The organism is Acinetobacter sp. YH12049, from assembly GCF_013419875.1.
Taxonomy (GTDB): domain Bacteria; phylum Pseudomonadota; class Gammaproteobacteria; order Pseudomonadales; family Moraxellaceae; genus Acinetobacter; species Acinetobacter amyesii.
On the sequence record NZ_VOZH01000024.1, the window covers coordinates 1 to 12,172 of the forward strand.

Genomic DNA, 12,172 nt, shown 5'->3' on the forward strand with positions numbered 1-12,172 from the left:
TGTTCCACTTTAGATATTTGTTTAAGATGAGATGTAACTCATTGAAATGTGTCATCATATTCGTCGTCAGAAAACAAGTATTATGCCATTATTTCAATGAGTTATCTTTTTTTGTCGTGTACAAAGAAATTTGTAGAAATTTTTTCAGGCGCTTTAAGCCAGATCAAAGAGAGCGATCAATCTCTACATGTCGTGGATTTTGGTTCAGGTAAAGGCTATCTGACTTTTGCATTATATGATTATTTAGCAAAACACCAGCAAGTGCCTAAAGTGACAGGGGTTGAGCTAAATCCGAAAATGGTGGAATTTTGCCAAAGCGTTGCGCAGCAGTCGAATTTCAGCCAACTGGATTTTTTCCAAGGCGATGTTCGTACATATGCGCCTGAGCGCTTAGATGTCATGATTGCACTGCACGCCTGTGATGTGGCAACGGACTTTGCGATTCATACCGGTATTCGATTAAATGCGCAAATGATCATGTGTGCGCCGTGTTGTCATAAAGAACTGCGTCCGCAATTGAAAGCGCCGCAAGTACTTGCACCGATGTTGCAATTTGGTATTCATGCAGGCCAGCAAGCAGAGATGCTTACTGACACGATTCGTGCACTTTTATTAAAAGCATATGGTTATGAAACCAAAGTCTTTGAATTTGTGGCACTTGAACATACCAGTAAAAATAAAATGATCTTGGCAACCAAACGTGCAGACTATGTCGAACCTGATCAAGCGGTATTGGCACAGATTCAAGCTTTAAAAGACATGTATGGCATTCAAAAGCATTCGTTAGAATTATTGTTGAATGATCAATGGGACCAGCAAGATATTGGCTGTAAATGCTAAAGGATGAAGGGATGCAGCAGTTAAATATTCAATTCGGACCGTGGGAGCAACTGGCATCTGCAGCTCGACCGATACGTGAACAGGTCTTTATTTTAGAACAGCAGATATCGCCCGCGGATGAGTGGGATGCAGAAGATGCGATTTCACTGCATTTTATTGTTCATGATGGGATAAAAGCTGTTGCAACTGCTCGTTTGTTGAAAAATAACAGTATCGGCCGTGTTGCTGTTTTAAAGGCTCATCGCGGTCAGGGGATTGGTAAAATCTTGATGCAAGCCATCATTCAACAAGCGACATTAGAGCAACGTGAATATTTAAAACTATCTTCACAAGTGCATGCTATCCCTTTTTAGGCAGCGTTGGGTTTTGTTGTTGAAGGTGATGAATATTTAGATTGTGGTATTCCGCATCAAGATATGTATATGGCTTTGGCTTAAATACTTAAAATTGGACAGCTATAAATAAAAAACGCTTAATATTTTAAGCGTTTTTTATTTGCATAGATTGGGTCAAAGCTTAGTGACCATGATCATTCGATGCAGTAGGTTCAGGGCTCATGTCATCCATATGTGCATGTTGTTCTTCGGTCATATGCATGTCTGCTGCAGTCGGTGCAGATGCTTCACGAGCTGCTTGATCAGCTTGCGCCTTTTTCAACGCTTCTTCTGACATCACAGGGGCATTTTTAAATGCATGCTGTTGAGTATTGTCTTTTTTCTGTTGGCTCGGCATATAGTCTGGTTCATTGGTCACAGCAAGCCAGAAAATACCCATGAATAGCGCACCTAAAATACAGAAGATAATCAGTGCTTTCCAGCCCCATGGTGATTTTTCAGGAGAAGTATGATCTGTCATAACAAGCTACTCAATCGGATAAAAAGAAATCAAAAAACTTGTTACTTTATAACATAAAACTGATGAGAGTTCGCGTAAATTCTAGGCTTGTTTGCAAACACGCGACTGAGAAGGAAAATAAAAAGGAGCCGAAGCTCCTTTTGATGTGATTGAACAGCAAAATTTGCATGCTCAAAATGAATAATTAAATCTGCTCAGCTTTCGCCACTTTGTCTTTCAGCAATTGCGGTGCTTTGAAGCGTTCGCCATATTTTGCTTCTAGTGTATTGGCACGAAGTAACGCTTTTTCCAAACCATATTGATTTAAAAATTGAAGTGCACCACCTGTCCAAGGGGCAAAACCAATCCCGAAGATTGAACCGACATTACCATCTACTGTTGATTCAAGTACGCCTTCTTCTAGGCAGCGCAGCGTATCGAGCGACTGTACAAATAGGAAGCGGTCAATCATTTCCTGTTCAGAAATAGCATTATCTTTCTGCCATTTACTCAAGCCTTCCCAGAGGTGCTTTTTACCGCCTTCAGGATATTCATAAAAACCTGCACCCGCAGCTTTACCTTTACGGCCAAACTCATGAATCATCGTTTGAATAACGTCATCCGCACCTGAACGTGGTAGGTCTTTGCCTTCGGCTTGCAAGGCTTTACGTGTCTCGGCCGCAACATGCTCAGACAGCGTTAAAGACACTTCATCTTGAATCGCCAATGGGCCTACAGGCATGCCGGCTTTTAGTGCAGCCATTTCAATGCGGGCAGGGTGTACGCCTTCAGACAGCAGACGTAAACCTTCTTGCACAAAGGTGCCAAAGACACGGCTGGTAAAGAAGCCACGGTTGTCATTCACTACAATTGGCGTTTTGCCAATTTGCTGCACAAAGTCAAAGGCTTTAGCCAAAGTTTCAGCCGAAGTGTTTTTACCTTTAATAATTTCCACTAATTGCATTTTGTCGACAGGACTAAAGAAATGTAGACCGATAAATTTAGCTTGATCTTGAGATGCATTGGCCAAGCCTGAAATCGGCAAGGTTGAGGTGTTGGATGCAAAAATACCGCCATCTGCCAAATAGGCTTCTGCTTCTTGTGTCACTTTGGCTTTGAGTTCGACATTTTCAAATACCGCTTCAATGATCAAGTCGCAGCCTTGTAAGTCGGCAGCATCTGCAGTGGCATGAATCAGTCCTAAAACTTGATCACGTTTTTCTGCACTTAAACGGCCTTGAGATACTTTTTTATCTAGCAGTTTTTGGCTATAGGCTTTGCCTTTTTCAGCAGCTTCAACAGAAACATCTTTGAGTACAACTGCAATGCCTTTTGATGCTGTGGCATAAGCGATGCCTGCACCCATCATGCCTGCACCTAAAATACCAACTTTGGTGGCTTGCCATTTCGCGACGTCTTTTGGACGGCTTGCACCAGACTTAATAGCGTTGAGACCATGCCAGAAGGTGCCGATCATATTTTTAGAAATTTGACCGGTTGCAAGGTAAGTAAAGTAACGTGATTCAATCGTGAGCGCCGTATCAACATCGACCTGAGCGCCTTCAACAGCAGCCGACATAATGGCTTCAGGCGCAGGGTAACAGCCCTTGGTTTTGTCACGCAGCATAGCGGGGGCAATGGCGAGCATTTGCGCCACAGCAGGAGTCGATGGCGTACCGCCCGGAATTTTATAGCCTTTTACATCAAAGGGCTGCTGTGATTTTGGATTGGCTTTGACCCACGCAATGGCTTTGTCCATCAATTCTTCAAGGCTATCTGCAGTGTCTTGAATCAGCCCTAATGATTTGGCTTTTTCGACACCAATTTGTTTGCCTTCCATTAAGAGTGGAAATGCATTTTGCAGACCCAATAAACGTACCATACGGACGATACCGCCACCGCCCGGCAGTAAGCCTAAGGTCACTTCAGGCAAGCCAAATTTAGCCTTAGCATCATTAAGCGCAATACGATAATGACAGCCGAGTGCTAACTCCCAGCCACCGCCAAGCGCTGTGCCATTTAAAGCTGCCACAACTGGAATGCCACGGGTTTCGATATAACGCAGTTTAGCTTTCATCTCTTCAATCATATTGAAGAATTCAGTCGCATGTTCAGGTGTGGCTTGAATCAGTTCGTCTAAATCACCGCCTGCAAAGAAGGTTTTTTTGTTCGAGCGGAAAATAATCCCTGCAATATTTTCATCTGCTTGCAGTTTGTCTACCGTTTCAGCCAGTGCAGCACGGAAGTCTGCATTCATGGTGTTGGCAGATTGGTTTGGAGAATCTAAAGTTAAAATGACGATATTGTCGGCATTTTTTTCAAATTGAATTGCGCTCATTTTAGTCTCCTTATACCAACTCAATAATCGTTGCGATGCCCATACCGCCACCGACACACAAGGTTGCTAAACCGCGTTTTTTACCTTGGCGTTCTAGTTCATCCATCAGGGTGCCTAAAATCATGGCGCCTGTTGCACCCAGCGGATGTCCTAATGCAATTGCACCGCCATTCACATTGACTTTGGTAGGATCAACCTTGAGTTCGGTAATAAAACGCATCACGACTGCTGCAAAAGCTTCGTTCACTTCAAATAGGTCAATATCATCAATGGTTAAGCCAGCTTTGGCTAAGGCTTTACGTGCAGCAGGTGCAGGACCTGTCAGCATAATGGTCGGGTCTGCGCCCACTAATGCAGTTGCGAGCACTTTGGCACGTGGCTTTAGGCCTTGTTCTTTTACGGCTTTTTCAGAGGCAAGCAACACCACTGCAGCGCCATCGACAATGCCCGATGAATTGCCTGCATGGTGTACATGGTTAACAGCACCCACTTCAGGATATTTTTGTAAGGCGATGGCATCAAAGCCCATTTGCCCCATCATGGCAAAACTTGGATTGAGCTTGCCTAAGCCTTCTGCTGTGGTCGTTGGTTTAATAAATTCATCTTTGGCTAAAATAGTCACGCCTGCTTTGTCTTTAACAGGAACGACAGATTGGTCAAAATAACCATTGGCTTGAGCTGCGGCTGCTTTTTGCTGAGAGTTGGCTGCAAAGGCATCCACATCTGCTCGGCTATAACCGTCAATGGTGGCAATTAAATCTGCCCCAATGCCTTGTGGTATAAAATCACAGGCCATATTGGTTTCAGGGTCGAGCGCCCAAGGGCCGCCATCTGAGCCCATTGGCACACGAGACATCGACTCAACACCGCCAGCCACCACAAGGTCTTCCCAGCCAGAGCGGACCTTTTGCGCAGCCATATTGACTGCTTCTAAACCTGAGGCGCAAAAACGGTTGATCTGAACACCTGCCACATCATTGTCCCAACCTGCTGCAATGGCTGCGGTTTTGGCAATGTCCGCACCTTGGTCACCAATGGGGGTCACGCAGCCCAGTACAATGTCGTCTACTGCAGCGGTGTCAAATTGATGGCGGTTTTGCAATTCGTTCAATAAACCGGTCAGTAGGCTGATGGGTTTAACGGCATGCAGTGAACCATCTTTTTTACCTTTTCCGCGCGGTGTGCGAATGGCATCAATGATGTAAGCCTCGCTCATAATCCTGTCCCTATGATCTATAAATTTTTATTGGTTTTTTGAGTGTACGGATTAATCAAGCCAGTGCAATGATGAGAACGGGCGAGTCGTTTGATATTTTTGGTCAACGCTTACAGCTGAATAAGGTCAAAATCAACCTGCATATTGAAAGCGAGGATAGGCTAAGATCAGTTGCTATCGATTCAGTACAAATTGAAGATCTGCTTATGCATAAAAATGTGAAGCGAGTGTTGAAAAGTCTGGCTTGGCTTGTTTTTGCTGGCTGCTTAGGTTTTGTATGCATAATCGTTTTTTATATTTATATGATTTATGGCATTCATCCTTCAGATGAAGGGACGGGCGGTTTAGCCTGTGAGTATGATCGAAATGATCATGTGACCAAGGCAGAAATGTATCGGATACAGGATGGCAAACGAGTGATTACGCCTGTCGATCCATTGCTTTGTCAAAAACAACGCGCAGATTTTCCGAAATAAAAAACCTGATCGAGATCAGGTTTTAGAGAATGGTATTTTTGAATATTGCTTAATGATAACCATGTAATTGGCGATATAGGCCTGGTGTTACACCGGTCCACTTTTTAAATGCACGGTGGAAAGTACTGGTTTCACTAAAACCGACTTGCTGTGCAACATCTTCAAGCGTTAAGTCTGGGTTAAGCAATAAGTGAATTGCAGCATCTCGACGTAAAGCATCTTTTACACCTTGGTAGCTCTTACCTTCAGCGGCTAAACGACGACGTAGTGTTTGCGGCGATAGATACAGCATTGAAGCAACATCGTTCAAGGTTGGCATTTCTTCGCCAATTTGACTCTTCAGCACATCACGGATACGAGATGTTAATGAATTGGTATTTTTAAATTTAACCAATAACTGTGCAGGAGCCGCTTTTAAGAATTCTTCAAGCGTTTCTTCGTTTTGACGAATGGGTAAATCTAAATAATCCGCTGCAAATGTAATTTCAGTTCGTGGTGTATCAAACTGCATGACAGGTGCAAAAAACAAGGCATCATATTCGTCAGCATGTTCAGGACGTTCATAACCGAAGTGAACACGCTCTAAAGGCAGACGACGTTCAATCAACCAAGAAGCGAGACCATGCCAAATCATCAGCATACTTTCTGTAATGAAATGGTCTGGGTCCATAGATTTTGGAATTTGAGGAACTAAACGTGCTTCGTGCTTATCACGTTCTAGTGTCACCGACCATTCATCACCAAACAGTTTGTAGAACTGCGAAGACAATTCGAGTGCATCACCGAGGGTTTTTGCATGAATAATCAATTGGCACATAATGGCAAAAGTACCCAAGCGGCGCGGTTGAATATCAAAACCGACATGTTCGTCTTGAGTCACCATCCACAACATTTTAATAAAACGTGTGTATTGTTCAGGTGAAATACGCGCTTTGGGTTGGCGTAGAAGTTCAGCCTCAATGCCAACATGAGACAATAAAGTTTCGACATCCATGCCGAGACGTCTCACACCAGTTAAGGCTGCGTTGACGAAATGGATACTGATCGTATCACGACTCATGTTTAATCCTTCAGTCTCTTTAATGTTCACAAATGTTTGACCTAAATGACGCTAAAAAAAGAAATCATGGCAATTTACAACAGCGGTTTTGCCATTTTTACATGGTAAATTGCCGAAACTATCAAGGTAAATGGCTGAACATGACATTGTTTTAATCATTTTATATTTCTACCATGGATAAAAAATCTACACAATTAGAGAAAAATATCCATGGAAGCTGCTTTAAAAGGATTGAAAGTACTCGACTTTTCGACATTACTCCCAGGGCCATTTGCGACCTTGTATTTGGCTGACATGGGTGCGGAAGTTGTGCATATTGAGTCACCGACGCGTCCCGATCTAGTTCGTTTGATGCCACCTTATGCCAATGGGCAAGCCACAGCGCATAGTTATTTAAATCGCAATAAACAATCCATCGCATTAGATTTAAAAGATCCGAAAAGCATTGAATTGATCAAAGCTAAAATTTCAGATTTTGATATCGTGGTAGAACAATTTCGTCCAGGTGTCATGCAACGCTTGGGTTTGGATTATGCAGTTTTGGCCGAAATTAATCCGCGACTTATTTATTGCTCGATTACGGGTTATGGTCAAACCGGACATTACAAAGACCGTGCAGGGCATGACATCAATTACTTGGCTTTATCGGGCATTTCAGGTCATAGCGGACGCCAAGACAGTGGCCCGCCACCGATGGGGATTCAAATCGCCGATGTAGCAGGCGGATCAATGCATGCAATTACTGGCATCTTAGCTGCGGTGATTGAGCGTTACCGTAGCGGTTTAGGACAATATATTGATATTTCCATGACCGATTGTGCCGTCGCATTGAACAATATGGCTGCAGCTGGCGTATTGGCTGCCAATGCGGTAACCGCCGCAGAAACTGCATATCTGAATGGCGGAAGTTTCTATGACTATTATCGAACCCAAGATGGTCGTTATCTGTCTATAGGTGGTTTGGAGCCACAGTTTTTACATGGATTGGCGCAAATTCTAGATTTACCCGCTTTAGCAACGCAAGGCATGTCATTTGATCCGCAAGACCAAACTGAAATTAAGCATGCAATTGCCCGAAAAATACTAACCAAAACATGGGCTGAGTGGAAAAAGATTTTTGCCTCTCAAGATGTCTGTGTGGAACCAGTTTTAAGTTTGGACGAAGCTCTAAATTCACAATTGGCCCAAGAGCGGCATTGGTGTGTTGAAGTTCCGCTACAAGAAGGCGACACAATGACACAAACTCAACTGGCATGTCCGATTAAATTTTCTAGATCAGCATTGATTTATACCCATGTGGGTAAAACTTTAGGTGCGGATAATTGGTTATGAATGGTATAAAAAAAGGTGATAAGTTAAACAATAAAACCTTTAAAATCTCTTAATTAGATAAACATCTATGTAAATATTGAGAGTTGTTAACAAAAAAATAAATAAATTATACAAATGTGAGAGTATTGTATGAACTATTAACACAATTGGTATATAGGTCTCCAAATGAAAATAGCTGTGAGTAAACTTGGATCTTTATATCTTAGCTTCGGAATAATGCTTGCGGGTTCAGCAACCCAAGCGGCAACTACTGCAGATGCTTTCAGTTCTGAAAGCCCATGGATGTTCGGTGATTGGAACGGTCAACGAACAGCGCTTCAACAGAAAGGTTACGATTTTAGTTTTAGTTATGGTGGCGAATTAGCCACTTTGTTAGATGCAAAGCATGCTTCTGGTCATGGCACTGAATATGCGGACCAATTCGCGATCGGGGCACATCTCGATTTAGAAAAAATTGCGGGTTGGAAAGATACCGAAGCGCAAATCAATATCACTGAACGTAATGGTCGTTCATTGTCTCAAACTTCAGATGCATTAAATGGTCATTTAAGTGCAACACAAGAAGTGTGGGGTCGTGGTCAAACTTGGCGTTTGACTGATTTTTGGATCAAGAAAAAATTCTTAGACCAAAAATTAGATATTAAAGTCGGTCGTTTTGGTGAAGGTGAAGATTTCAACAGCTTTGACTGTGACTTTCAAAACTTAGCACTTTGTGGCTCACAAGTGGGTAACTGGGTCGGTGACCAATGGTACAACTGGCCAGTCAGCCAATGGGCTGCTCGCGTGAAATATAACATTCAGCCTGAACTCTACGCACAAGTCGGAGTTTATGAATACAACCCTGAAAATCTAAAACGTGGTAAAGGTTGGAACTTGAGTACCGATGGTTCTAAAGGTGCCATCATTCCTGCCGAAGTGGTGTGGACTCCAAAAGTGGGGACACAAAAGCTTCCGGGGGAATACCGTGCAGGTTACTACTACAGTACCGCTGATGCCGATGTCATTGATAGCCCAATAAATGAAAAAGATCACCATCAAGGTGGTTGGATTGTGGCGAAACAACAACTGACAGCACACAAAGACGATGCTTCACGTGGCTTAAGCGGTTTTGTGAATGTCACCGTGCATGACTCAGACACCAATAATGTGAGTGATATGCAAAACATTGGCTTGGTCTACAAAGGTGCATTCGATGCACGTCCTCAGGATGAAATTGCGATTGGTTTAGGTCGTATCAGCATTAATGATGATGTGAATGATGCCAATATTGCCAATAACAGCGTTGATGCACGCGGTCTACAAAGTGAAGAGTATGACGCAGAGATTTACTACGGTATTCATGCAGCAAACTGGCTGACTATTCGTCCAAATATTCAATATATCCGTCACGTCGGTGCTTACAAAAATGGTGAGAATGCGTGGGTCGGCGGTATCAAATTTCAAACAGCATTTTAATTGATGTCAAATTAGAGTTCTTATAAAAGCAATTCGGTAATTCTGAGAAAAATTACGATATTTCCCCTTGAATTGTTTTTGTAACAACTTCTCTTTGCGACATAAAAACGGTGGTGTGTTGAATGTGTTTCACGCACCAAATACAACATTCGACAATAGAGGTGGTCAACATGAGCAACCCATCTACCGGAACTGGGATGCGAACATTTACCGTCGTTGTGATGGCAATTTTCGCCTTAGTTCTATTGATTGGTGGTATCTGGCTGGCAGTCCTTGGCGGTTCTTGGTACTACATTATCGCCGGCCTGTTAATGCTGGCTTCAGCAATATACTTAAGAAAAATTCAAAACAGTTCTTTATACATTTATGCAGCGTTGATGCTGGGTACAGTGATTTGGGGACTATGGGAGGCAGGTTCTGACTTTTGGGCACTTGCACCGCGTTTTGATATTTTAGGCTTATTGGGCCTTTGGTTACTGATTCCTGCCGTGACACGCGGTATGGAAAATGGCAAAACTGCGAAAATTACATTATCAGGCACACTGGTGATTGCGATTATCGTGATGATCTATTCAATTTTTAATGATCCGCAAGAAATTCACGGTGAAATTAAAAATGCACAACCTCAAACAGCCAAAGCGATTGAGGGTATTGCTCCTGAAGATTGGCCTGCCTATGGTCGTACACAAGGTGGTGTACGTTATTCTCCACTCACCCAAATCAATAGCGACAACGTTAAAGATTTAGAAGTAGCATGGACTTTCCGTACAGGTGAGTTACCAACAGAAAATGACTCAGGTGAAACCACAAACCAAGTCACTCCGATTAAAGTCGGCAATGACATGTTTATGTGTACAACTCACCAACGTTTAATTGCACTTGATCCTGCGACAGGTAAACAAAAATGGGCATTCGATCCTAAACTTAAAGCGGACAATACCTATCAACATTTAACATGTCGTGGTGTGTCTTATTTTGACGCTGCAAATACCACTCAGTTTGCAAAAAGCTTAGAGAACAAACGCTCGACTTCTACTGAATGTCCGCGCAAAGTGATCTTGCCTGTAAATGATGGTCGTTTGGTTGCAGTCAATGCTGACACAGGTAAAGCATGTAGTGATTTTGGTCATAACGGCGAAGTCGATCTACAAAAAGATATGCCTTATCCGTATCCGGGTGGTTATATCCCAACTTCACCTCCAGTGGTTACTGGCACAACCATTGTGATTGGCGGTTCAACAACTGATAACTTCTCGACTAAAGAGCCATCTGGTGTCATCCGTGGTTATGATGTCAATACCGGTGAATTATTGTGGATCTTTGATACAGGGGCGGAAGATCCAAATGCCATGCCAGGCGAAGGTCAAAAATACTCTGTAGCCTCACCGAATGCATGGGCACCTTTAGCATATGACGAAAAACTTGACATCGTTTATGTGCCAACAGGTGTAGGCACACCAGACATTTTTGGTGGTCACCGTACGCCATTAGATGAACGCTATGCAAACTCAATGTTGGCATTAAATGCATCAACAGGTAAATTAATTTGGAATTTCCAAACCACGCATCATGATTTGTGGGATATGGATGTACCATCACAACCTTCATTGGCAGATATCAAAGATAAATCAGGTAATACTGTTCCTGCGATCTATGTCTTAACCAAAACAGGTAATGCATTCGTCCTTGACCGTCGTACCGGTAAAGCGATTGTGCCAATCACCGAAAAAGCAGTTCCACAAACTGTAAAACGTGGTCCACAAACTAAAGGTGAGCATTATTCTGCAACTCAACCGTTCTCTGATTTTGATTTAGCACCAAAAGATAAATTGACTGATAAACAAATGTGGGGTGCCACTATGTTTGACCAGTTGATGTGTCGTGTGTATTTCAAATCATTAAACTACGACGGTATTTATACACCACCTTCTGAAAATGGCACATTGGTATTCCCAGGTAACCTTGGGGTATTTGAATGGGGTGGTATGTCGGTGAACCAAGACCGTCAAGTCGCTGTGATGAACCCAATTGGCTTGCCATTTGTGACTAAGTTGATTCCTACAGATCCAAACCGTGAGCAAACTACGAAAGGTGCGGGTACTGAACAAGGTGTTCAACCAATGTATGGCGTGCCTTATGGTGTGGAAATCAAAGCTTTCTTGTCACCACTTGGCTTACCTTGTAAACAACCTTCATGGGGCTTTACTGCAGGTGTAGATTTAAATACACATGAAGTGGTCTGGAAAAAACGTATTGGTACAATTCGTGATAGTTTACCGAAATTGTTCCAATTACCTGCTGTGAAAATTGGTGTACCAGGTCTTGGTGGATCAATCTCGACTGCTGGTAATGTCATGTTTGTAGGCGCAACACAAGATAACTATATCCGTGCAATCAATGTAACGAATGGTGATACTTTGTGGGAAGGTCGTCTACCCGCAGGTGGTCAAGCGACTCCAATGACTTATGAAGCAAATGGTAAACAATATGTTGTGATCATGGCTGGTGGTCATGGTTCATTTGGTACAAAACTTGGTGATTACCTTGTTGCGTATGCATTACCAGATAAAAAATAAGTGATTTTACATCGCTAAATAAAAAGCCCGATTTATCGGGCTTTT

Annotated in this window: 7 protein-coding genes and 3 pseudogenes; 6 read left to right on the top strand and 4 right to left on the bottom strand. The window is 42.8% G+C overall.

The genetic code is table 11. From position 1 onward, the window contains the following. Positions 1 to 126: 126 nt before the first annotated feature. A pseudogene (locus FTU05_RS11500) lies at positions 127 to 840 on the top strand (SAM-dependent methyltransferase); the annotation flags it as partial. Then, positions 834 to 1,277: pseudogene (locus FTU05_RS11505) on the top strand (GNAT family N-acetyltransferase). The pseudogenes FTU05_RS11500 and FTU05_RS11505, both read left to right, overlap by 7 nt. A gap of 79 nt (positions 1,278 to 1,356) precedes the next feature. On the opposite strand, the gene FTU05_RS11510 reads toward FTU05_RS11505, so the two are convergent. The 3 genes from FTU05_RS11510 to FTU05_RS11520 all read right to left on the bottom strand — a co-directional run bounded on the left by FTU05_RS11510 (position 1,357) and on the right by FTU05_RS11520 (position 5,228). Continuing rightward, on the bottom strand, positions 1,357 to 1,695 hold the full coding sequence (locus FTU05_RS11510) for a hypothetical protein (RefSeq protein ID WP_078190097.1): 339 nt from the start codon (positions 1,693 to 1,695) through the stop codon (positions 1,357 to 1,359). A gap of 184 nt (positions 1,696 to 1,879) precedes the next feature. Then, positions 1,880 to 4,012: a 3-hydroxyacyl-CoA dehydrogenase NAD-binding domain-containing protein gene (locus tag FTU05_RS11515; protein WP_180165388.1), complete on the bottom strand. Its 2,133-nt coding sequence runs from the start codon at positions 4,010 to 4,012 to the stop codon at positions 1,880 to 1,882. A gap of 10 nt (positions 4,013 to 4,022) precedes the next feature. Beyond that, on the bottom strand, positions 4,023 to 5,228 hold the full coding sequence (locus FTU05_RS11520; protein WP_180165389.1) for an acetyl-CoA C-acetyltransferase: 1,206 nt from the start codon (positions 5,226 to 5,228) through the stop codon (positions 4,023 to 4,025). A 38-nt stretch (positions 5,229 to 5,266) separates the two neighbouring features. Here FTU05_RS11520 and FTU05_RS17950 point away from each other — a divergent pair, with 38 nt between their 5' ends. Further along, positions 5,267 to 5,704 carry a hypothetical protein gene (locus FTU05_RS17950; protein WP_257230118.1) on the top strand — a complete coding sequence of 146 codons (438 nt, stop codon included), beginning with the start codon at positions 5,267 to 5,269 and terminating at the stop codon, positions 5,702 to 5,704. A 49-nt stretch (positions 5,705 to 5,753) separates the two neighbouring features. On the opposite strand, the gene FTU05_RS11530 is transcribed toward FTU05_RS17950, so the two are convergent. Next, positions 5,754 to 6,764, bottom strand: a complete 1,011-nt coding sequence (locus FTU05_RS11530; RefSeq protein ID WP_180005120.1) for an AraC family transcriptional regulator — start codon at positions 6,762 to 6,764, stop codon at positions 5,754 to 5,756. Positions 6,765 to 6,974: 210 nt separating this feature from the next. On the opposite strand from FTU05_RS11530, the gene FTU05_RS11535 reads away from it, so the two are divergent. From FTU05_RS11535 to FTU05_RS11545, 3 genes and pseudogenes are all read left to right on the top strand, one after another. Next, positions 6,975 to 8,096 (top strand): CaiB/BaiF CoA-transferase family protein, encoded by a 1,122-nt coding sequence (locus tag FTU05_RS11535; protein ID WP_180022846.1) that lies wholly within the window; start codon positions 6,975 to 6,977, stop codon positions 8,094 to 8,096. A 252-nt stretch (positions 8,097 to 8,348) separates the two neighbouring features. After that, positions 8,349 to 9,551: pseudogene (locus tag FTU05_RS11540) on the top strand (carbohydrate porin); the annotation flags it as partial. Between the two features lie 170 nt (positions 9,552 to 9,721). Continuing rightward, positions 9,722 to 12,127 (top strand): glucose/quinate/shikimate family membrane-bound PQQ-dependent dehydrogenase, encoded by a 2,406-nt coding sequence (locus FTU05_RS11545; RefSeq protein WP_180165392.1) that lies wholly within the window; start codon positions 9,722 to 9,724, stop codon positions 12,125 to 12,127. The last annotated feature ends 45 nt before the right edge of the window (positions 12,128 to 12,172 follow it).

Coding starts and splice junctions, on each gene's coding strand:
- FTU05_RS11520 (WP_180165389.1), bottom strand. CDS start 5,228: ATGAGCGAGGCTTACATCATTGATGCCATTCGCACACCGCGCGGAAAA.
- FTU05_RS11515 (WP_180165388.1), bottom strand. CDS start 4,012: ATGAGCGCAATTCAATTTGAAAAAAATGCCGACAATATCGTCATTTTA.
- FTU05_RS11545 (WP_180165392.1), top strand. CDS start 9,722: ATGAGCAACCCATCTACCGGAACTGGGATGCGAACATTTACCGTCGTT.
- FTU05_RS11510 (WP_078190097.1), bottom strand. CDS start 1,695: ATGACAGATCATACTTCTCCTGAAAAATCACCATGGGGCTGGAAAGCA.
- FTU05_RS11535 (WP_180022846.1), top strand. CDS start 6,975: ATGGAAGCTGCTTTAAAAGGATTGAAAGTACTCGACTTTTCGACATTA.
- FTU05_RS11530 (WP_180005120.1), bottom strand. CDS start 6,764: ATGAGTCGTGATACGATCAGTATCCATTTCGTCAACGCAGCCTTAACT.